The 20,611-nt window shown below is 60.7% G+C and carries 23 protein-coding genes and 1 tRNA gene; 3 read left to right on the plus strand and 21 right to left on the minus strand.

Annotated elements, in window-relative coordinates:
• Positions 1 to 20: 20 nt before the first annotated feature.
• The 11 genes from BMY12_RS20250 to BMY12_RS06625 form a co-directional block, all read right to left on the minus strand.
• Positions 21 to 302, minus strand: a complete 282-nt coding sequence (locus tag BMY12_RS20250) for a hypothetical protein (protein WP_161628850.1) — start codon at positions 300 to 302, stop codon at positions 21 to 23.
• A gap of 92 nt (positions 303 to 394) precedes the next feature.
• On the minus strand, positions 395 to 787 hold the full coding sequence (locus BMY12_RS06580; RefSeq protein WP_143068869.1) for a hypothetical protein: 393 nt from the start codon (positions 785 to 787) through the stop codon (positions 395 to 397).
• Positions 788 to 962: 175 nt separating this feature from the next.
• The gene (locus BMY12_RS06585; protein WP_043112089.1) at positions 963 to 2,231 is read right to left on the minus strand and encodes a type II restriction enzyme NmeDI-related protein; all 1,269 of its coding nucleotides are present in this window, start codon (positions 2,229 to 2,231) and stop codon (positions 963 to 965) included.
• A 23-nt stretch (positions 2,232 to 2,254) separates the two neighbouring features.
• Positions 2,255 to 2,740: a DUF411 domain-containing protein gene (locus tag BMY12_RS06590; RefSeq protein ID WP_084615635.1), complete on the minus strand. Its 486-nt coding sequence runs from the start codon at positions 2,738 to 2,740 to the stop codon at positions 2,255 to 2,257.
• Positions 2,730 to 3,341 (minus strand): c-type cytochrome, encoded by a 612-nt coding sequence (locus tag BMY12_RS06595; protein WP_051277906.1) that lies wholly within the window; start codon positions 3,339 to 3,341, stop codon positions 2,730 to 2,732. The genes BMY12_RS06590 and BMY12_RS06595 overlap by 11 nt, the downstream gene beginning before the upstream one ends.
• Positions 3,342 to 3,353: 12 nt before the next feature.
• A complete protein-coding gene (locus tag BMY12_RS06600) occupies positions 3,354 to 4,796 on the minus strand; it encodes a multicopper oxidase family protein (protein WP_028006863.1) in 1,443 nt (480 codons plus the stop codon).
• Positions 4,796 to 5,152, minus strand: coding sequence for a hypothetical protein (locus tag BMY12_RS06605; protein WP_211226155.1), 357 nt, complete (start codon positions 5,150 to 5,152; stop codon positions 4,796 to 4,798). The genes BMY12_RS06600 and BMY12_RS06605 overlap by 1 nt, the downstream gene beginning before the upstream one ends.
• Positions 5,142 to 6,860, minus strand: coding sequence for a TolC family protein (locus BMY12_RS06610; RefSeq protein WP_245732381.1), 1,719 nt, complete (start codon positions 6,858 to 6,860; stop codon positions 5,142 to 5,144). Before BMY12_RS06610 ends, BMY12_RS06605 begins: the two co-directional genes overlap by 11 nt.
• A gap of 305 nt (positions 6,861 to 7,165) precedes the next feature.
• Positions 7,166 to 7,594: a hypothetical protein gene (locus tag BMY12_RS06615; RefSeq protein WP_028006861.1), complete on the minus strand. Its 429-nt coding sequence runs from the start codon at positions 7,592 to 7,594 to the stop codon at positions 7,166 to 7,168.
• Positions 7,595 to 7,617: 23 nt separating this feature from the next.
• Entirely contained in the window at positions 7,618 to 8,103 is a 486-nt protein-coding gene (gene cueR, locus BMY12_RS06620; protein ID WP_051277904.1) for a Cu(I)-responsive transcriptional regulator, read from the minus strand.
• Between the two features lie 16 nt (positions 8,104 to 8,119).
• The gene (locus tag BMY12_RS06625) at positions 8,120 to 10,309 is read right to left on the minus strand and encodes a heavy metal translocating P-type ATPase (protein WP_051277903.1); all 2,190 of its coding nucleotides are present in this window, start codon (positions 10,307 to 10,309) and stop codon (positions 8,120 to 8,122) included.
• 150 nt (positions 10,310 to 10,459) lie between these two features.
• Between BMY12_RS06625 and BMY12_RS06630 the strand changes: the two genes are divergently transcribed.
• Positions 10,460 to 10,651 carry a heavy-metal-associated domain-containing protein gene (locus BMY12_RS06630; protein WP_028006859.1) on the plus strand — a complete coding sequence of 64 codons (192 nt, stop codon included), beginning with the start codon at positions 10,460 to 10,462 and terminating at the stop codon, positions 10,649 to 10,651.
• A gap of 365 nt (positions 10,652 to 11,016) precedes the next feature.
• Here BMY12_RS06630 and BMY12_RS06635 read toward each other — a convergent pair whose 3' ends face one another.
• Together BMY12_RS06635 and BMY12_RS06640 are read right to left on the minus strand one after the other, a co-directional pair.
• Positions 11,017 to 11,286, minus strand: a complete 270-nt coding sequence (locus tag BMY12_RS06635; RefSeq protein ID WP_143068870.1) for a hypothetical protein — start codon at positions 11,284 to 11,286, stop codon at positions 11,017 to 11,019.
• Positions 11,287 to 11,346: 60 nt separating this feature from the next.
• The gene (locus tag BMY12_RS06640) at positions 11,347 to 11,652 is read right to left on the minus strand and encodes a helix-turn-helix domain-containing protein (protein ID WP_211226154.1); all 306 of its coding nucleotides are present in this window, start codon (positions 11,650 to 11,652) and stop codon (positions 11,347 to 11,349) included.
• A 136-nt stretch (positions 11,653 to 11,788) separates the two neighbouring features.
• Here BMY12_RS06640 and BMY12_RS06645 point away from each other — a divergent pair, with 136 nt between their 5' ends.
• A complete protein-coding gene (locus BMY12_RS06645; protein WP_028006857.1) occupies positions 11,789 to 12,754 on the plus strand; it encodes a hypothetical protein in 966 nt (321 codons plus the stop codon).
• 8 nt (positions 12,755 to 12,762) lie between these two features.
• Here the strand turns inward: BMY12_RS06645 and BMY12_RS06650 are convergent, their stop codons facing one another.
• From BMY12_RS06650 to BMY12_RS06670, 6 genes are all read right to left on the minus strand, one after another.
• Entirely contained in the window at positions 12,763 to 13,314 is a 552-nt protein-coding gene (locus BMY12_RS06650; protein ID WP_093283660.1) for a hypothetical protein, read from the minus strand.
• Between the two features lie 14 nt (positions 13,315 to 13,328).
• A complete protein-coding gene (locus tag BMY12_RS06655) occupies positions 13,329 to 13,901 on the minus strand; it encodes a TM2 domain-containing protein (RefSeq protein ID WP_028006855.1) in 573 nt (190 codons plus the stop codon).
• A gap of 481 nt (positions 13,902 to 14,382) precedes the next feature.
• Positions 14,383 to 14,685, minus strand: a complete 303-nt coding sequence (locus BMY12_RS06660) for a hypothetical protein (protein WP_028006854.1) — start codon at positions 14,683 to 14,685, stop codon at positions 14,383 to 14,385.
• Positions 14,686 to 14,814: 129 nt separating this feature from the next.
• On the minus strand, positions 14,815 to 15,132 hold the full coding sequence (locus BMY12_RS06665; RefSeq protein ID WP_028006853.1) for a hypothetical protein: 318 nt from the start codon (positions 15,130 to 15,132) through the stop codon (positions 14,815 to 14,817).
• 41 nt (positions 15,133 to 15,173) lie between these two features.
• Positions 15,174 to 15,305 (minus strand): hypothetical protein, encoded by a 132-nt coding sequence (locus tag BMY12_RS20800; RefSeq protein ID WP_281169370.1) that lies wholly within the window; start codon positions 15,303 to 15,305, stop codon positions 15,174 to 15,176.
• A 4-nt stretch (positions 15,306 to 15,309) separates the two neighbouring features.
• A complete protein-coding gene (locus tag BMY12_RS06670; RefSeq protein WP_028006852.1) occupies positions 15,310 to 16,263 on the minus strand; it encodes a hypothetical protein in 954 nt (317 codons plus the stop codon).
• A gap of 1,844 nt (positions 16,264 to 18,107) precedes the next feature.
• On the opposite strand from BMY12_RS06670, the gene BMY12_RS06675 reads away from it, so the two are divergent.
• On the plus strand, positions 18,108 to 18,776 hold the full coding sequence (locus BMY12_RS06675; RefSeq protein WP_143068872.1) for a hypothetical protein: 669 nt from the start codon (positions 18,108 to 18,110) through the stop codon (positions 18,774 to 18,776).
• Between the two features lie 166 nt (positions 18,777 to 18,942).
• Here BMY12_RS06675 and BMY12_RS06680 read toward each other — a convergent pair whose 3' ends face one another.
• Positions 18,943 to 20,337 carry a tyrosine-type recombinase/integrase gene (locus BMY12_RS06680; protein ID WP_093283667.1) on the minus strand — a complete coding sequence of 465 codons (1,395 nt, stop codon included), beginning with the start codon at positions 20,335 to 20,337 and terminating at the stop codon, positions 18,943 to 18,945.
• 134 nt (positions 20,338 to 20,471) lie between these two features.
• Positions 20,472 to 20,547: transfer RNA gene (locus BMY12_RS06685), tRNA-Ala, on the minus strand.
• Positions 20,548 to 20,611: the final 64 nt, after the last annotated feature.

Here is a 20,611-nt window from a genome sequence, read left to right on the forward strand (position 1 = left end):
CGCGCCGCGCAAGCCTTGCGTTAGCGGTAGACCGGTACGTTGCCACGCGGTCCGACCCAATGGTCGATGACATGGCTCGGCTTCGGGCAAGCCCCCTCATTGCCGACGACGACACCGCCACCACGTGGACCGAACCAAGCCGGTTTCACGATGGGCCCACAGGTTTTTTCAGAACTCGCCGGAACGCTGGCGAGCGGATGCCACAGTGGATCGCTGGGGCGTGCCTGGGCTTGAAAGGACAGTGCACTGGAGACAAGCAAGAGCGTGCCGGCAAAGGCACGCGACAGACGGAAGCTGGACATGGGACACCTCGTATTTCGACGGGAGTAGATGCGCTGGCGAAGTGCCAGACGAACCACAGGCGGGGCATGGCGCCCCGATCGAAACGCGGGTTTTAAAGTCTCAGTCTCTGCGTACGCAGATAGAGATCGGTTCCATAGCGCGCAGAGCCTCGCTGCGCCTCCCGGAATTCAGCGGGAATAGCCGGTTCGAGTACCAGCGACAGCAACGCCGGCAGTAACGCTGGTGACAGAAGTTGTGGCGTCAGGTCCGGCAGCTTGGACTCGGCCTGCACATGCCCGACCTGATTGCCGGGACCCGGCGAGACATCAATGACGGTCTGGCAACAACCTTTGCCCATTGCGCCCTTATCACAGTCCGCCCGAACTTCGGGTTTCTTGCAGCAGCAATGTCGCATCACTTTCGGTGCGCCGCCCCCCATCGCGCAGGCATACGCCACGCTGACCTGACCGCTCAGGTTCGCGACGATGAACAGCAGCACGAGCAAGTGACGAAGCATTGAGAGGACAGGTAGGGATAAGCGCGACGATCGGTTTAGAAGGCCATCGTTAATGTCAGAACGTTCGATGAATTCCGTACCAAGTAGGCTGCGCCTTCCCATGGGGGGAAAGTCAAGCCATCCCCGATATGCGGCACGCTCGGCCGTTGTCGATACGGGGCATTCACGACAATCCCCGGAGCGGTTTGGCGATCGCCTGAACCGCCTTCAAGCCGCTGCCGAAGCGCGCCATCGCAAGGCGATTCTCGCGCAAAGCGTCGTATGGCAAGAAACGCAGGTCGAGTTCGGAGACTCGGCTGAACGCCGGCCGCGCAAACTGCATGCGCACGGCGTCCTCACGGTTGTCCGGCGCCACGAGGAAGTACGCACCGGCGAGGTGATCGGGCAAGCCCAGCGCAAGATCGAGCATGCGCACGATGCCCGAGTAAATGCTGGTGCTATGCTCGACTTCAAAGGCAGCCGCGACGACATCCTGATCTGGCACCAGCCACAGCACATCGATCAGTCGGATGGTGTCCTCGGCGCCGCAATTGACGATCGGCATCGGCAGGCTGTCGAGACAACCATCACCAAGCCGGCCGCCTTCGTAGCCGCGACCGCGATCATTGCTGGCGATCCAGACGCGAAAACCGAGCGCACGTCCAAGGTCGCGCAGCCAGCCCTGAATCTGCGTATGCGTCAAATCGGCTTCGCGTGCCTGATTCAGCGCCTTCAGTTCGCGCGCCCCTTCTTCGCGAACGCGTGCGAGATCGGCCTGCCAATGCAGCAGCGCATCATCATCCGCTGAGTCCACCGGCAGCGGATAGCGATCGGAGCCAACGTCGAACAGGAAGCCTGCGATCGCTCCGAGATCGTTCGACAGCTGCGTTCGATAGGCGGCGTTGAGTTCGAGCATGCCCTGCCTCATCGCAAGGTATTCGTCCCAACGACCCAGCTTCACTTTCGCGCCGGTAACACGGTTGTAGCCGCGCACGATCGCCGTATTGAATGGCGGCACCAGCGTCGGATGCAGGAAATAGAGCAGGTTTGCCGCTGCCGGCCCAAGCCCTTTGATCTTGGCCTCATCGAGCTGGCGAATCGCGCTGAGCACCGCGGCTTCGTGATGGCAACACGCACAGGCGTCGAGAAAGCGACCGAATATCTGCTGGTTGGCGCGATCCTCATAGATGTCGGGGATGCGCAGTTTCGGCTTCCACAGAAATGCATGGTCCGCGCCTTTGAAAATCTGCCGCTGCTCCGCAATCGATCCGACGACTGTTTCGAGCGTTGAGCCCTTGTAGACATTGCCGAAGCGATCGGCTTCGATCTCTTCGACGACGGTTTCGACGCCACGACGGATCGAGCGAAAATTCTTGAGCCGTTCTTCCCACAGGAACCAGCCCAAGTAGGTGCCACCAGGATCGCGGCGCCACTGTTCAAGGAGCGGCTGCATCCAGGATGCGTGACGAAGTGCGTTCACGGCTTCGTTGGTACCGCCGGTCGACCGCCATGCTCGGCAAACGTCTTGGTCGTTCCATCGGCATTGAAGAGAACGGTTTCGTACGGCTCTTGCTGGCCATCGACCTCCATGCCCGGCGAACCGATCGGCATGCCCGGCGCCGAGAGCCCTTGCGTTTTGGGTTTCTCGACGAGCAGCTTGCGGATGTCTTCTGCCGGCACATGACCTTCGATGACATAGCCGTTGACCAAACCGGTGTGGCAGGAGGCGACGGCCTCGGGCACTCCGAGCTTGGCCTTGAGCGGATTCATCGCCGGCTCTTCGTGAACCGTCACCTTGAAGCCTTCGCGCTGCAGATACTCAACCCACTTCTTGCAGCAGCTGCAGGTCGGGCTTTTCCAGACTTCGATGCTGTATTGAGGCCCTGCCGGCGTCTGTCGCCCGCAGGCGGCAAGCAGCACCGCGAGTGCGAGAACCAGATTGAATCGCCATTCAGTGCGCATGGGTGTTCTCCGCTTGCGGGGTCGTTTCGGCCGCTTCGTGATCGTCATGTCCGGGATCGGACGGTGAGCGCGCCGTCAGAATCTGGTACTGCACCTCGTTGAGCGTCGGCAGCTTTTGGAGGAACGCAACCATCGCCCAGATGCGGGCGTCGTCATGAGTCTTGCCGAACGCTGCCATGCCGCTAGCTTTGATGCCGTGCTTGATGATCCAGAACTGGCGTGCCGCACCGGCCGCCGTATCGTCGGCGTCGCCGTGCGCATGGCCGTGACCTTCAGCGTTGAGTGCCAGATTCGGCGGCTGCGGGTACAGGCCGAGCGTGAACTCTGACTCGGTCTGGCCCGGCCTCAGGTGACAACCCGTGCACATGTCGTTGTAGTCAGCACCGCCCGCGAGCAGCATCTGCGGCTCATCAAGTGGCGGCACCTTGATGTCGCGTATCGCGCGCGCGATTGAGCGCTCCCGTAAGGTCTCCAATGCCCAGTACGTCAAACGGTTGTGCGGTACGTCGGCGCCCATCGGATACCAGCCCGAGTAGAGAACGCCGAGCGCACTCAGGCCTCCGAGCACCCCAAGGACGACGATCGCTTTCAGTGTCTTCATGAAACGGCTCCCTTATCCACCGTGCTTGGAATGATCCATCGCCGGCATCTCCGGCTGCATCACCGGTGCCGGCGAAGTGCTCCCATAGGGATGACGGCGTGGCGGACTGCCGAAGTCCGGATCGGCACTGACGCGACGTGCCACGGTTCCCTTCGGAAACTGATACCAGCCCGGGTCGCGGTAATCCCCGGCGGCGAGATCGTTGCGAACCTTCACGACGGTGAACATGCCGCCCATCTCGATCGGTCCGAACTGTCCATCACCGGCCATCATCGGCAGCGTATTGACCGGACCCGGCACGCCCATCTTCAGATGCTCACCGTGTTCGGACATGCCGTAGCGCCCCATCGCCATGTAACCGGGCAGATGCTTGCGGATATCGTCCTGAACGCCGCTCTGATCGACGCCGGCCGGATTGGGGATGCCGTGACCCATCGCGTTCATCGTGTGATGGGCCATGTGACAGTGCAGAGCCCAGTCGCCGGGTTCGGTGGCCTCGAACTCGAAGTCACGCATCTGGCCGACGCCGACGATTTCGGTGACCTCGCGTCGCCACTGCGCGCGTGGCCAGCGGCCGCCATCCGATCCGGTCACCCAGAATGGATTGCTGTGCAGGTGGATCGGGTGATTCCACATCGACAGATTACCGATGCGGATGCGGATGCGTTCACCGGTGCGCGCGACGAGGTGATCGATCGCCGGAAACACCTTGCTGTTGAACGTCCACAGATCGAAGTCCTGCATAACACTGGGGTCCGGCCGATACGTGCCCGGATGCAACGCCCAGTTATGCAGCAGGAAGGCATAGTCGCGATCGATCGGCACATCCTCGACTTCACGCGGATGGATGATGAACAAGCCCATCATCCCAAACGCCATCTGCGTCATCTCGTCGGCATGCGGGTGATACATGTGCGTGCCGTGCTGCTTGAGCGTGAACTCGTAGACGTAGGTTTCGCCGGGTTTGATGTGCGGCTGGTTGAGTCCGCCGACGCCGTCATAGCCGTTGGGCAGATCGATGCCGTGCCAATGGACTGTCGTGTATTCGCCGAGGCGATTGGTGACGAAGATGCGGACGCGATCGCCGTCGACAGCCTCGATCGTCGGTCCCGGCGTCGTGCCGTTGTAACCCCAGCACTTCGCGCGACAGCCCGGCGCGAACTCGTGCTCGATCTCCTCGGCAACCAGATGAAATTCCTTGACGCCGCCGTTGAGCTTGTACGGCAGCGTCCATCCGTTGAGCGTACGCACTGGCAGATAGCCCTGCGGGTGTCGCTGCAACGCCTTGGGGGGCACCAATCCCGCTGCGGGCGGCATCGGTTTTTTCATGTCGCCCATGTCCATGCCAGACATGTCGTGGCCTTCATGCTGGGCACGCGCGCCGGAGGAGACGCCGGCCAGAAGGCCGGCGCCGCCCATCGCGAGCGCTTGCAGCAGATCGCGTCTTGAGGTCATCAGTGGTCCCCGTGTGCATCCGGCTTGGCCGGCATCTTCATGGACTTCATGTCCATCTTCGAATGGTCCATGCCCTGCATGTCGTCATGGTTCATACCGCCGCACTTCGCCATCATCGCCTTCATGACCGGATCGTTCATGTCCATCTTCGAGCTATCCATATTGTTCATAGCGGCGCAGTCCGGCGCAGCGTTCTTGGCGGCAGCTTCCTTGGCGTGTTCGGCCGGATCGTGTGCGCTGGCGAGTTGCGCAAACGCGCCGAGGGCAACGATCGAAACGAGGCGAAGGGTCTTGTTCATCGGGGTACTCCGGTTGATGCGGCAACGGTCGCCGCGGTTGTGAAATTCAGTGCTCATGGGAGGGCTCCTTTGCAGGGGGCGATGTGTCAGGGGCCAGGGGCATCGCTGCGTGACCCGCATGCGGATCGGCAGAGGGCGTTTCACCACACTTCTGCGTCAAGGCCCGATTAACAGTGTCGTCCGGGTGTACGGTGGCTTGCTTGCAAGCTTCGGGTGGCTCACCGCCCGGGGCGACATCGGGCATCGCGTGGTGCATGCCGGGCATCGAATGCCCTGCGTGTGGATCGGCCGCGGGCGCTGATGAAGGCATCTTGTGCTGCGAGTGATCCATGCCCTCCATCGGCATCGCACCGTGATCCATGCCTTCCATGCCTTCCATGCCTTCCATGCCTTCCATGCCTTCCATGCCTTCCATGCCTTCCATGCCTTCCATGCCGGACGAGGGTGGCGTCATGTTTGGCATCGCATGTCCTGCATGCGGATCGCTGGATGGCTTCGGACTGCCTCCGTGTTGCGCGTGATCCATGCCGCTCATTGAGTGCATGCTGTGATCCATGCCACTGCGCTTCGGCGCCACAATCTGGCTCGCATCGATCGTCGCTTCCGCCGCCTGCTCGCTGCTCGGCAGGCGTCGACCGACCGCGCGCGCCAGTGCGCTGCGGCTGGCCCAGTAGCTGCGGACCGCATCGATGTAGCCGGCGTAAGCCTCATACTCCTGCTGCTTGGCCGCGAGCACTTCGAAGACGCCGATCAGCATGTAGTTCTGCTCTTCCTGCATGCGGGCGGCGACAGCTTCACGCTGCGGAACCAGCACATCGCGATACTCCTGCGCGAGCTGCCGCAGCGCCTGCACCTTGGCTGCCTCGCGTGCCACGTCGTTCGACACGTCGAGCACGCGACCGTCAAGTTCCGCCTCGGCTTGGTCGAGTGCGGCCTGCGCAGCGGCCACGCGGCCGCCGCCCCAGTTGAACAGCGGCAGTTCCAGCGAGAGGGTCGGACCGACATCGAGGGCGCCGTCGAAGTCACGCTCGCGTTCGACACCGATTTCGACGCTGTTGATGAAGCGCGTGTGGCGCGTCAGTCCGAAGCGCGACGCAATCGCCTGCGACCGACGCCGTAGCGCCGCGACATCGAGGCGGCTGTCGAGCGCCAGACGCTGCAGGGCTTGCACGTCGTCCTCTTGGGGCAATGGCTCGGCGAGACGGGCATCGAGCGTCCAGCTCGATTGCGCTGCCGGCAGACCCATCAGGCGATTCAGCGTGCTGTGCGCCTCGACAGCGGCGGCCCGCGCAGATAGTGAAGCCAATACCGCTTGGCTGGCCGATGCGCGCTCCATCGCCAGTTCGCGCGCGTTGATGTTGCCGGCGTCGAAGTAACGTTTTGCGAGATCGGCCGAGGCCCGCTGGGCTTTGGCCGCGGCCTCGCGCATTTGCGCGAGCTGTTCGGCGCCCACTGCTTCGTACCACGCCGTCTCGACCTCGGCCGCGAGATCGAGCGTAGCGGCGCTAACATCGAGCTTCGTCGCCTCGAACTGGTCGCGGGCGAAGCGGCTGTTCGCAGGAAGGAACAGCAGATTGACGAAGTTGAAGGCGATACCGAGCGTCAGCTGCGGCACGTTCGCGCCCGCGCTCGAATCGCCGGCCAGTCGCGTCAGCGAGAACGTCGGATTGGCCAACCGCCCGGCGTCATACAGATCAGCGGCTGCGAATCCGAGAGCCGCGGTCTGTTTGCGCAGGTTAGGGTTGTTGATCAGTGCCAATTGCACTGCTGTGTCCGCCGTCAGCGGAGCGCTCAGTGCCTGTGAAGTGAAGCTGTTGGCGTCGGCGATGTGAGGGGGGGCACGGCCGTGCTCCGCGGTGAGGCGAAGAACATCGCCACGTCCACCATCAGCAGGTACGCTCGCACAGCCTGCTATCCCCAGAAAAATCAGGGATACAGGAAACAGAAAATGTCGGGGAACCACGAGGAATCTCCCAGAAAGCCCTGAAAAATGCCGCGCAACGCAGATCGCGCCGGCGACAGCGGACAGTCGCGCGCAGGCAGAACCTGCGCCGCGACCGCGGCTTTATTTCAGGACTTACTGGGGGGACGAATCAGATCGAGGCCATGCGCCGCGAGCGGGCGCACTGGAACCTCGGCAACAGCATAAGAATCGGTGAAGCGATCGAAGGCACGGGTGAACGTCATCGGTGCGATAGCGGCAACCGTACCCACACAGCCCGGCATCACGCAGTGGCCGCCGCACTGACAGCTCGACGCGGTTGGCGCCTGAGCCTTCGTGGCGGCCGACTTCTCCATATGGCATTTCTGCCCGTGCATGCCGTGCATCGCGTGCATCTCATGCGGGCCTACGTCACTGAGTGCCATCACCTGCGCTGCCGTCTTCGCCTTGCCAGAGAGCACACCGTGCATGCCCATAGCCTGCGCAACGGGCTGGAACCCGATGCACCAGATCAGCAGCAACGCGATATGGGCGGAAAAACGACGCATGACGAGCATTAGACTCTGGAGATGGCGGAAGTTCAATGACCTTTCGCGCAGCAGCTACCGCCAGCGCCTGAAAGGTCTTCGAGAATCGGGCAGTCCGGTCGATCATCGCCGTGGCAACGTGTCGCCAGTCCCTGCAATGTGTCGCGCATGGCCTGCATTTCGGCAATCCGCTGTTCCAGTTCGGCGACATGCTGCAGTGCAAGCTTCTTGACCTGTGCGCTGCTGCGACGACGCTCCTGCCATAGCCCAAGCAGGGCCTCGATCTGCTTCATCGAGAACCCGAGCGTCCGTGCCCGCTTGATGAAGCGCAGCGTGTGGATGTCGTTGTCGCTATAGATGCGATAGTTCGAGAACGTGCGGTCTGCCACCGGCATCAGTCCGATCGACTCATAGTGTCGGATCATCTTTGCGGATACACCGGTCGCTTCGGCGGCCTGCCCGATGTTGAAGTAACCCGCATGGCGCGCATCAGCCAGTTCCAGCGTCGGGCGCGAGCGTCGCTTCGTTGTCGATGCCATTGTGAACTCCGTTTGATCAAGAATTGCTGACGCGGCGCGGCGTCCAGCGCATCAGCAACAAGGCATTGGCAAGCACGCTGACGCTACTCAGTGCCATAGCCGCGCCGGCAACAACCGGCGACAGCAGCCCGAAGGCGGCGAGTGGAATGCCTGCCGCGTTGTATACGAAAGCCCAGAACAGATTCTGGCGAATTTTGTGATACGTCCTCCGAGAGATGTCGAGGGCGTCGGCAACCAGTGCCGGATCACCCCGCATCAGGGTGATGCCAGCAGCCTGCATCGCAACATCGGTGCCGGTCGACATCGCAATGCCCACGTCGGCCGCGGCCAGTGCCGGTGCATCGTTGATGCCATCGCCAACCATTGCCACGACTCTGCCTTCGCTGCGCAGAGTCGATACGACGTCCACCTTGTCGGCAGGCAACACTTCGGCGCGAACCTGCTCGATGCCGAGTTCCTGCGCCACGGTACGGGCCGCGGCTTCGAGGTCGCCGGTGATCATCACCGTCGTGATGTGCTGATCACGAAGTCGCGCGATTGCGGTACTTGCACTGGGTTTCGGTGCATCACTGAACGCGAGCAGGCCGATCAGGTGAGGCGATGATCCTGCTTCCGCCAACCACGATAGCGTGCGTCCTTCTCTCTCAAGCTCAGCGCGTGGACCGTCGAGCCTCTGCATATCCACACCATGCTCCTGCATGAGGCGCGTGCTGCCGAGTTCGTACAACCGACCATCGACGGCTGCCGCAATACCGCGTCCCGGCAGTACCCGAACATCAGTCGCCACCACGGAGGTGATCGAGGCTTGCTGCGCGGAAGACAGCGCCGCACGCGCAAGTGGATGCTCGCTGTTCGACTGAATCGCTGCGACCAGTTTCAGGACATCCGACTCCGCACCCGCCAGCGGGTGGATCGACACCAGTTGCGGATGTCCCGCAGTCAGCGTGCCCGTCTTGTCGAACGCAACCGTATCGACGCGGTGTGCGATTTCCAGCGCTTCGGCATCTTTGATCAGGATGCCGTGCTTGGCGGCGATACCGGTACCCGCCATGATCGCTGCTGGTGTGGCCAAGCCCAAGGCACATGGGCAAGCAATCACGAGTACGGCGACGGCATTGAGCACCGCGGTGCTCCAGTCACCAGTGAAGAATCCCCAGCCGAGCAGCGTCAGCACTGCAATGCCCAAGACGACCGGAATGAACACCGCAGTGACGCGGTCGACAAGGCGCTGGATCGGCGCCTTCTTTCCCTGCGCGGTTTCGACCAGGCGGATGATCCGGGCCAGCGTGCTTTCGGCGCCAACGGCAAGCGTACGCAGTAGCAGCACCCCTTCGCCGTTGACCGCGCCGCCGGTGACCTGTGCGCCGACTTCCTTGGTGACGGGAAGGCTCTCGCCAGTAATCAGCGATTCGTCGACATGGCTGACTCCTTCGACGACCTCACCATCGACCGCAATCCGCTCGCCGGGGCGTACGACCACAAAGTCACCAACCCGGACCATTGCTGCCGGCACATCGCATTCGATGCCATCACGACGGACACGCGCGACTTCGGGGCGTAAGGACTGAAGCGCGCGAATCGCAGCCGTGGTTTGGCGTTTGGCGCGGTTCTCTAGCCATTTACCGAGGAGCACCAGCGTGATGACGACGGCCGAGGCCTCAAAGTACAGATGCGGCATGCCACTGCTATCGCGCAGAAGCGTGACGACAGACAAGCCGTATGCGGCCGAAGTACCGATGGCCACTAGCAGATCCATGCTGCCCGTCTTGGCGAGCAGGGACTTCCAGCCGGCGCGATAGAATCGCGCGCCGAGCCAGAACTGAACCGGCGTGGCCAGAACCCATTGCGGCCATCCGGGCAGCATGAGGTGTTCGTTGATCAGACTGCCGAGCATCGGCAGCGCCAGCGGTGCCGACAGCAGCGCAGCCAGCGCGACCGGCCACCACTCGGGCAGGCTTCTTGATGCCGTTGTTGCAGGCATCGGGGCACCACGCTTGTAGCCGGCCTTTTCGATGGCGGCGGCCAGCGGTGCGTCGCTGACGCCCTCTTGGTGCAGGATCGTGGCACGCTCGGTCGCCAAATTGACCTGCGCTTCGATGACGCCGGGCACGGCATTCAACGCCTTTTCGACCCGACGGACGCAGGATGCGCAGGTCATGCCTTCGATCAGAAGATCAGTGGTCGTTAGCGGCGAAGGGCTGTCCATGACGGCTCTCGGTGTTGCAGAGGTTGCAGCCTGATGGTTCCCCCCATGGGAAGGTCAAGAATCGACGCTCATTGCCTTGGCAGCTTGACCTTTCCACGATGGTAGGGCCCAAGCTTATTTCACGATCCAGCTGACCACAGGAGCATCACGATGTATGAGTTCGAAGTGAAGGACATGAACTGCAATCATTGCGTGCAGTCCGTCACGCGCGCCATCCAAAGTCAGGACCCGGGCGCAAAGGTGTCGATCGATTTGGCGACCAAGCGGGTCAAAGTTGAATCGCAGGCTGACGAAACTGCGATCAGACGGGCGCTGGCGGACGCTGACTATCCCGCAACGTGAACTGGGCCACGAAAAAGGTTCAGTGAACTTCCCCATAGGGAATCGCGATTTGCGCCGGCAGCGCTTCATCCAAGCGCTGCAGAGGGTCCTTCGCGAACGTCGCGCTCATGACGGCAAAGCGCCATTGGAGCGAGCGTATGCGGGCAATTCTTTGCGCGGGTAATCCTCAACGGGATCAAACTTTGTTGCCCCGGCGCATCCGCAGACTTTTCCAAAGCCTTTAAGAAGACCGTCTTTCCTGCCTCGTTCATTCCGACAAGCACGGTCTGCTGCTCGTCGAGCGTAATAGACTGTTCCGCATTAATTGAGCGGAACGGATAGCAACAGGCTTATCAGGCAGGACCAAACTTCGTTTTCTTGAACAACTACCGCTGCACAAGCCATGGCTTGACATAGAGCCAGTAAATTACAACGCATGATAAGAGCAGCACGATCAACGCTATGAACGGCTTGACCGTCTGTAAGGGTTCGGTCCAGAAGCTCGGCCACAGCGAGAGCAACAGCGTGACGAACAGAAGACCGAAAAAGGCGAGCTGCACGCCGCCCACAATGCGACCCAACGGTTTGCGGTCAGCAGTACCCCGAAAATTGTTTTGCGCAATTGCCGGTGTAATGGAAGAGCCAAATCTCTGCATCGGTCAGGTCGTACTTCGTCAAATATTTGTCGAGGCGCCGCTTACCGCCGACAGCCGCACCTAACGCGACCGCTTCGGCCCACTTTCCAGTGTCTGCAGGATGAGAGGCTGAGCGTCGCGCAGCGGCATCAGCAATACGTGGGCGGGTACCCCTATGGCTTTTGCGAGCGCTGCCACCGAATCGACAGTCGCGGCGGCCTCCGCTCGTTCGAGTGCGCCAATCCCGGTCCGATGCAGCCCAGCCAGCTCCGCCAACTGTTCTTGGCTCCAGCGGCGCATAGCCCGGGCATAGCGGACGTTCTCAGCCACAACCTCACGAATTTTGGAGTCGCTGCTCTTTTTTGGCATGCGGGAAGCGTCCCGCATGCAAAACCATCCTATCCACATATATAACAGTTCATTTAGAATAGTTTACTATTCATTATGCGGATTGGCGTCATTTCCGACCCCTCTTTCGCACTCGTGTGAACCGGCTTTGTCTCGTCTCGATTGGGGGTGCCCATTGCGTCTGTACTGCGCCGCTTCTCTTCTTCTCTCGATCTTGCTTGCTGCATGCGGTGCAGGTGCCCCGGTCAAAGCGCCGGTCCCGGTTCAGGCTGCGCTGCCGACGCCACCAGACGAGAACTATCACCATCTGAACTTTGACCAGAAACTCGACTACCTCGCGGCGCTGCTGCAGTTTCGCGCGGGCGCGAGCTTGCGCGCGGATCAGGCATCGGCGGATCAGGAGATGAGACGCGTATTGAGCGCGATGTCCCTCGATGAGCGGGGGTACACGGCCGCGGGCGTCTACTTGCTGTTGCTACGCGGTCCGGGACGGCCGCCGTCGAACGTCGAGCGCACGCCGTGGGAAAAGGACCTGCTGGCAGTGGCACAGAATGACCCGGTGCTGACAGGTGCCATCGCGCGGCGGAACTTCGTGCCGTTCCCCTTGTTCCAGTGGAACACCGACAGCATCAATTCATTCCAGGACAGCCTGAAGCAATCTCTGATCTTCGATGCCACGCATGGCAATGCCCAAGCCTGCTCGGCTTTGGCCAATCTCGATTACAAAACACTTTCAGACCAAGCGTTCAAGCGTGAGACATGCGCTGGTGTGCCCGGCGCTCCGCCGATATATCGCGTCGAAGCCCAAGCATGGGCTCAAGCGCGGCAAAGGACGGCCCAGATCGATCAGGCGGAACGGGCCGATGCACTCAAGCTGGCGCAGTACTGCGCGTCTGTCGGCGTTCCCGTCACTTCATTCAACAATATCGATCGCGGGCGCTCTCAGGAGCGCGCACTCACGGCCGATCAGTTGCCGGATCGTAATCTGCTCAGAACGAATCCAATCCAATTTTCAGAAGATGTGGCAGATAACCTATCCAGAAGCGCAGAGCTTCAGAAGCTCTGGACCGGCAGCATGATCACGCCCATCCTGACGCCAAGAACGTTCAAATCGATGGCCCGTCCGATGTGCGGCGGCTGAGCGTTAAATCAACCGGTCACACGAAGATCGAGGAAGCTCGCGAACTCCATCATTGGGCGATCCAGCCAGAAAACCTGCTTGCGGATGATGTCGGCGCGGACCAGAACAATGAGCTGAACGCGGCGTTCGAATTCGACAACGGCGGCGCGCAGCGCGCCGTAGATGTTGTCGGCCTTGTCGGGCACCGCTTCGAGGTGGTCGATCGGGCCGACGATCAGGACGAAGTCGTCGTCCGAGTACCCGACGACGGCATTGAATAGGCGCTTGAAGGCAAGTGCCGGATGATCGGTCGTTGGCCGGACAGGTGGCTCACCATCGACCACCGCGAACAATGCAGTTCCGATTTTCCACAGTACATCTTCAGCATCCACGCCACTGAGATCGGCGGCTACCACTGTCATGCCCGCGGGCTCGGCTGTGGTCCGGATGCGATCAATGATCGGCGCTACAGGATGTAGTCCAATCTGCAGCGCGACATGAGGGCGCGGCAGCTCGCGGAAGTCCAGAATCTGATCGCCCAGGCCGTCTAGCGTGGTAAGGCGCGTACTCAGCAGGGTCATACCATGCCTCCTGATCAGGGTTCCCAGGGCTTGAACGGACTGTCGTCTATGCCGCGATGCGTATCGTCCGCGTTCCGGCCGAATGCGTCATCGTCACGATGCCAGTGACTCAGATCGTCCTGCTCGAATCCGGTTCCGTAGAAGTGTCCGCCGGCATCGATGCCCCCGATACCGCCGAGCATCAGCAGGCCGGTGGCAGGATTGATCACCGGTGCTTCGTCTGACCACCGTTCGGACTCGGCGCGGGGTGTTCCGTATGCGGGGTCGTATACGTCAACCTTCCACTCCCTGCGCAGTCGATCGACATCGCGATAGTCCAGTCTGAGGAAATGATCCTTCTGTACAGTGTAGAGACGTTGATGTCGCCGGCGCTCGGTGTACCGACCGCGGCCATATCGGCGCTCGAATTCGATGTCGGACAGCCGAATCCATCGGATCGCATCGATCACGCCGACATAGAGCGAGATGCCGAAGAGCCCGAGGCCGACATAAAGAAATCCGCGGCGGAATCGTCCCAGGTAAAACCACTGAAGGCCAAGCACGCCAAAGAACAGAGCCAAGCCCATCGCGATCCAGCGCCGGCTCACTGCAATGTCTCCGGCGACGTGACCGATGTGGCGAGAACGCGGCATCGGCACAAACTAAAGAAGAGAGAGTTGGCCATAGCGAGCCGCCTCCGCCGCCGTCAGCCGGACAGGTGAAAAGCTCCGAAACCGCTGTACGATGGCTGGGCGGTAAACGACGATCACGATCGGGCGCCGAAACAGGCGAACAGCCAATCGCAGTGCGGATACAAGAATCTGAAATAGCTTCATGAGGCCTCCGGATGGCTCTCGCGCGGAAGGTGGCGCGAGATGTCAACGGCGGCCGGGAGGCCCGTGGGAGGCTGGGGTCAAGTATCGACGCGGAGCGCGCCGCTATTGGCGGCGCCGTCGGCTCGTGGCGTAGCCGCGAGGCGTCGGACGGCACTTGATGCCAGCCAGCGTTCGTGTGGAACGCGCGAATGAGCGTGCCCGCGCTCCCTACACTTTGCCGTATGACACGAGAGCTGTGCCAGCGGCAGCGCGACTATAGAAGCGGGTTTGATGTGGCTTGCGCCTTTGACAGTAAGCGGCGTGCGTGCAGCGCATGATGGCGAGCGATCAGGATCGTGTATCCGTTGAGCCAGGCCACCAGCATCACGATGTACAGAACCGGAACTAGATCTGGAAACGCAGCCAGAAACTCGGAGCCTGACAGCAGCACCGGCCCTGCAAGACAGGTCACGATGCTCGCCAGTGCCAGCGGGTTCGCGGCCTTCTCGTATTTCTCAAGACACTTGATGGCACGCTCGACCTCCTGTGCCGATGGCGTGTGCTGACTGTCGTTCATGGCATCCCCCTTTGCTCCGAAGACCAAGCGTGATTGCGTCATGCTCAGATTCGCAGCCGTGGGAATAGTTGCCATTGAAGCGAGCGCAAGCCCCTGCCCGGAAGCCCAGGCAGGGGCTGCTCGTCGCCATCAAGCAGGCTGTGTACCGAAATACCAGCCTTCAAGATCGGGGCAACCCGACTCGTCGCGAAAGTCATCCACCCACTGCTTCAGGCGCTTCTTGTACGGGACCTCCCAGTGGGTGAAATGCGCGGCCCACTCCAGAAAATTCTTGGCTTCGCGGTCCGTGCGGAAGGTCACTGAATAGCGCGTCTTCTTGTACGTGAAGTGCGCGCGATATGACACGGCGCCGTTGCGGCGCTTCACTTCGCGGAAGCCGCCGACAGGCTTCTCTTCGCCCGGATCGAAGGCATACGGATTGGGGAAATCGGCGTTGAACTGGTTCATTGGGTGTCTCCAGATTTCGCGTGAATAGGATGGAGCGTCGGCTAAGCCGACGCTCCGTTGTCGCGCAACAGGTTCTCGGCACGGGCCACCTGCATAACCAACGAATCGACGAGTCCAGCGCTCACATCAAATTCGTAACCGTACTGGGCCGCGAGCTTTTCGAGCTTGAGCATGCGGTCATGCAGAGCCTGATCGACCTGCAGCGTGACCTTGTACGGCACCAGAACCACCTTCTTCTTCAGAAGAGCCATTGGATATCTCCATAAACATCGATTGAGTGAATTGCATTCGGGGTTCAGCTCCGGCCAGAAGTGCCCTCGACGCTGCCATCGCTCGGGCCTTGTCGTCGGCGTCTTGCTGCCGGAGTTGTTCCACCAGCGAGAACAGTGTTCCGTCGCGGTACACGGTGACCCGGGGCATGTACGGCAGCATGGCTGGCAGCGGCGAGACATACGCCGCGGACTTGTGCTGCTTGCGGAATGCGGCCTCGGCCAGCGCGGCGAGTTGGGCGATGTCGTCGCGGACGCCGGAGAACATCGGGCTGCGCAACAGCGGCTCGATCTCCTTGCGTAGCGCGGTGTTGCCGATTCTCGCGGCCTGCTCCAGTCGAAGCTGCCATTGGCGATAGGTTTCGACGGTCAGGCGCCAAGTCCAGACACGCTTCTGGCTCTTCTTCTTGCGCGGATCGCGGACCGGCTGGTGTTGCACGAGGCGGTAATGGCCCAGCCAGGTCAGCGGGATGCGATGGCCATCCTTCATCTTCTCTCGCTGGTGGATCAGGTCAGCGAACGGCTGATCGGTGAGCAGTTCGCCGGTCAGTGGATCGACGGCATGCCGCCCGCGCGTGGCCACGAGAAACCACTGGATGTAGCCGGTTTTTGATCCATCCGGAAACATCACGAGATAGGCATTGGCGCGACCCTTGGCCTGAGCGACGGCCCGCTGGCCGGGGCTCAGGTCGATCGGATACAACGCCCTCATCTTGGCCAGAAACCCGGCGGCCTTCTCATAGTGAACGGAGCCGGTATTCCAATAGTGATAGCCGGTGGCAGCCAGGGTCTGCAGATACGACATGGCGGCAGCGCGGTGCTGCGGGATCAGAAAATCGGCATCGGTGGCGATCGCTTTCATCGCGGTCTAACTCCTTGATTGCGTGAATTCGCTTCTCTGTTCCAGCGACGAACTAATAGAAGCTCCTATTCACCACAGTGTTCGGAGGCGGTACGCCGACCCAGCCGATGCTGGGTCGGCGTACCGCCTTGCGACTGCGGATGGCATCCAAGGAGGGCGAGAAATAGCGGCCCGTACAGTGTGTGGTTCGCGATTGCCGATTCGGCAGGCCTCGCCGGAGAGGCGATGTACCGGCGCCGAACACTGTCTGGTTAGCGCCGAGGTGTTGGCGCACCCCGATGCTTCCGGAATCCGGAGGTATCACAGGGTGACAACGCCGACGCAGCCCGAACTTCAAGGGAAATCGACGTCCACACACTGTACAGACGCTGATTTCCAGCCCATCCGGCATGGAGGCATCGGGGTGCGCCAACACCACGTCGTCGAGCAGGACCCCACGCCAATGGGGAAGTCGTTAGCGCGCAGTGCCGGGAAACTCGCTTGCTGCGTGCATTGAGGGGGTGTGGCGGAGTAATCCCGACGGTTCGTCGGAGTAGTCCCGCTCATCTATCTCAACGTTCTGAGAAGAACGAAGTTGTGCGGGTAGGACACTGCCCCTCGTAGGAAATGGCGAGTGTGGCGGGCGTAGGCAAAGCGGGTGTAACTCCCGCCCCGGTTGCGCTACCCCGAAAGGGATGCGCGGTCGGTGCCCGGTTCCAGAAGCCTTTGCATCGGAAACGATGCAGCGTGGCCATGCCGTAAGGCAGAGACGACGCGGACTCGGACGTGGACCTCGATGTTGAGGTCTGCGAGCCGTAACGGGTGGAGCGGATGGTGATAGGGCGAAGAGGTATTGATCCTCAACGTCTTCCGGGTAGATCAAGTGCTGCTAGTCCCCGCAGGGGGATGCGAATCTGCAGTGAAGGAATTGTGGTGATGGAAGTAGTCGAGTCAGCTTCGGAGCTTCGTACCGACGAAAGGCCCGCAAGGGCTGAGCGCGATGGCGCAAACCACGACCGAGCAGACAGCGTACTGATCAGAGAGAACAGAGCCCACGTCTAACTACCGAAACCCCGACCCCGATGCGCTGGAAGGCACCAGCGCGTTGTACCGGGTGGGGAGATGGGTGCCGAAGCGCGGCCGAATGGCCGAGCTGTTGTCCCGAAAGGACGACAGCCCCCGAAAGGGCAACGCAGGTGGCACAGGCGACGAAACGCTCGGGGAAGTGACCCCACTGCGCGCAAGCGCAGGGAGGCTGACGCCTCCGACGACGTGTACCCCGTGTAAACGGGTCAGCGGTACAGGCGACGGCCTTGGCGGGCTGTCGCTAGCTCCATGCCTTGACGGGCGGACGAGCGACATTGGAAAGGTGCTGCAACGATTGTTCGGCTTGACGGCCGAATGATCGAAGGTCAGTGAATGCAATTATCAGGACAGTGAAGGAGCTGTTGTTGTTCTCGAAAACCCCTCCCGCTCGTGCTTCGGCATGGGCGGGAGGGGGTTTTCTGCATCCATCGCTTCGGACACGCCGAAGGATTTTGGACTGCTCGCGGGCACGAACTTGATCAAGGCTCGCGATCCACAAAGTACGACGGCACAGTCACGCACAGAGCACGGTTCATCGAAATTCGACATTTAGGAACCAGACCATTGTCTGCCTAGCGCGTTTCTTAGAAAAACCAGCGCGCACGCCTGTCAACGAGTCGCTACAGACTCACCCCTCGTTTGACGCGCCCCGAATTAGAAAAGTCCGAGGATTTTGTCGGAATTTACGGGGTTTTTAATCAACTTCCTGACCCCCTCCCTTTCGACTCTTTTAACCAAAAACAAGCTTGACCGCGATGGTTAGATGGATATTGATACCCATGGACCTCGACTTTTCATCGCCACTCTTGAGTGAAAAATCGAATCCCTTACCGATCTATTTCTCAAGGATGATGTCCATGGAAATCGCAACACTCGCATCAAGTATTCGCTCCACTCTGGCTTTGCGCATGGCGCAAGACAGCTTTCCTTACGCTCCACCACTAATGGCGCCGATGATGATGCGTGACGGAGCACTCGCACTGATTCCTGTGAAGAGCTTTTCTTGCTACGACGATGCGATGCCTATTGGGCTGGCGCACGAAATTCCGCGAATCGTGGTGCAATTGCTTGGCTCGCGATCGCAGCGCTGCTCACTCGCACTCAGTTTTCCACTCGACTACCCGGTGGGTGCGTTCTTTGATGCTGAAGATGGCTGGCTCAACCTCAGTGAAGAACAGGTCGATGTCGCAACGTCGATGCTTCAAGATCGTGTCTATGATCAGGTCAAGCAGTTTTTTGTGGATGCCGACTGGTCTGCTCGAAAAATGGAGGCCACTCGTGAGGAACTCGCCGATATCGGTGGCATCCTCTTTGAGGCGCTCATTGATCAGGAGCCAGCTGCCGAGCGCGAGTTGTACTCACTTCTTCGCGAGCAGATCGTCTGGGCCAGGGACAATGCAGCCGAGACTGCTGAAAACGAAACGGCTATTGGGATCGACGAGAACTGATTGATCGCCGCCGGCGCCCCTTAGCGGCGCCTCCTTGATGGCAAAGAAAAACTGAAAGCGATACAGCCCACCTCAAGATCGGCTGTATCGCTTTTCAACGTTAGTGCAATCAATCGTGATCAATGCAATCGCTGGCAGCGTCATACACCGCCAGCCAGATAGCTCATTAGCTGACGACCGTCTGCATTTCTTTGCCCAGCAGCGCGTCCAGACCTTTCTTCGCCATTGCGCCAAACATCTTTGCCGCTTTGGGAGAGGTGACCCGGGTATATCTCTGAATCGACCGAGCGTCGCGGTGGCCGGTGAACTTCCCCACCACCGCCTGCGGCACACCGCCTTCAAGTAGTGCTGTCGTGAAGGCAGCACGGAGGATATGAGGTGAGAAGGTGCCGATTGAGCGGGCATGCCATTGGCATTTCTCCATCGCGGCCTTCAGTTCATCAGCAGTGAAGTCGAAAAGGGATTTCTGATCAGGCCGCGTCAGTATCCGCACCAGTTCAAGTGCCTCGTACGAAACTCGCCTTCTACGAAGCGTGGTGCCCCTCGGATTGTCGAACTTGATGACGCAGGCACCCCAATCCGTCGCGTCGGCACGCAGCGTCAGGAGTTCCTCGATGTTCTTCAGCCGGGGCAGAAGCAGGAACAGCTGGATCGCCCCAGCGAATCGCCCGCCGTCGAGCCTGCGCGCCGCGATCATGATGGAAGTGCGTCGCGACAAAATGGCGTTGACCTTGGTCACCCGATCGGGAAGAAACTTGAAGTACCTCCCGTCTTCGCCCACTTTCAGTCGGCGAAGCAACGCCATCGCCGGAGGTGCGAGGGCTCGCGTCTCAGCCCCGGTCTTGGTGATAGGAAAAGCGATCGTGCAGTCTTCCCAATTGACCCATGACTCTTGAAGTAAGAAGGCTTCGGTACGGCGCATCCCAGAGAACAGTAGAAAGCGATAGGTGTCCGCGAAGCATCCGCCCTGAAAGAGCGCCAGCTGTCGCTCGAACTCCTCGAACTCGCCCTCACGTAGGTTGCGCTCGCGTGGGTCCGCGCCCTTGGGACGCTTAGAGGGGGAGATGAACCGGCACGGATTCTGGAACCTGTGAAGGCCCAAGTCAGTGGCGGCGAAGTTCAGGACGGCGGCGAACGTATCCAGACTCCGCCTGATCGAGGATTCCTTGTAGCGCCCACCGCCCGGCTTCTCCATCTTTCGGAATTGGTCCAGCCAGGTTTCGACATGGCTGGCATCAATCGCCACGACACGCATTTCGCCCAGGAATGATTCAGAAAGGCGTCCGAGCGCTGCCAATTCGGAAACACCGCAGGCAACCGTCTTGCCGCGATGCGCGGCAACCTGCTCCGCATATCGCGGCAGGATGTCGTTCAACGTCGCAGTGCGGGCACGGCTTTCCAGCACCTTGCTGCCGTTCGCGATCTGCTCCAGGCGCGAGTTATGCCATCGCTCAGCCTGCTTGAGGCTGTCGAAGGTTTGGGACTCGGTGGGCTGGCCTACAACTCGGATAACGGCGGTGTAACGCGCGCCGCTTTTGCGCTTTCGCTTGTGAATCGCCACATGGCCTCCAACGTCCGGCCATGCCGGACAGTGTCCTTGCAACCAAAATTGCAACCACTGTCCTAAATCGTTGTTTTTTCCTTTGTGGGAACCCCTTCAAGCCGCCCCTCTGCTGAGGTTATATGAGCTTGAAGTGGTGGAGACGAAGGGGTTCGAACCCTCGACCTCCGCATTGCGAACGCGGCGCTCTCCCAGCTGAGCTACGTCCCCACAAACAACAACTTACATCACTTCTGATGGTGTACTGCTGCCGTCAGAAGGTGCCACTACATCT

The organism is Solimonas aquatica, assembly GCF_900111015.1.
Taxonomy (GTDB): domain Bacteria; phylum Pseudomonadota; class Gammaproteobacteria; order Nevskiales; family Nevskiaceae; genus Solimonas; species Solimonas aquatica.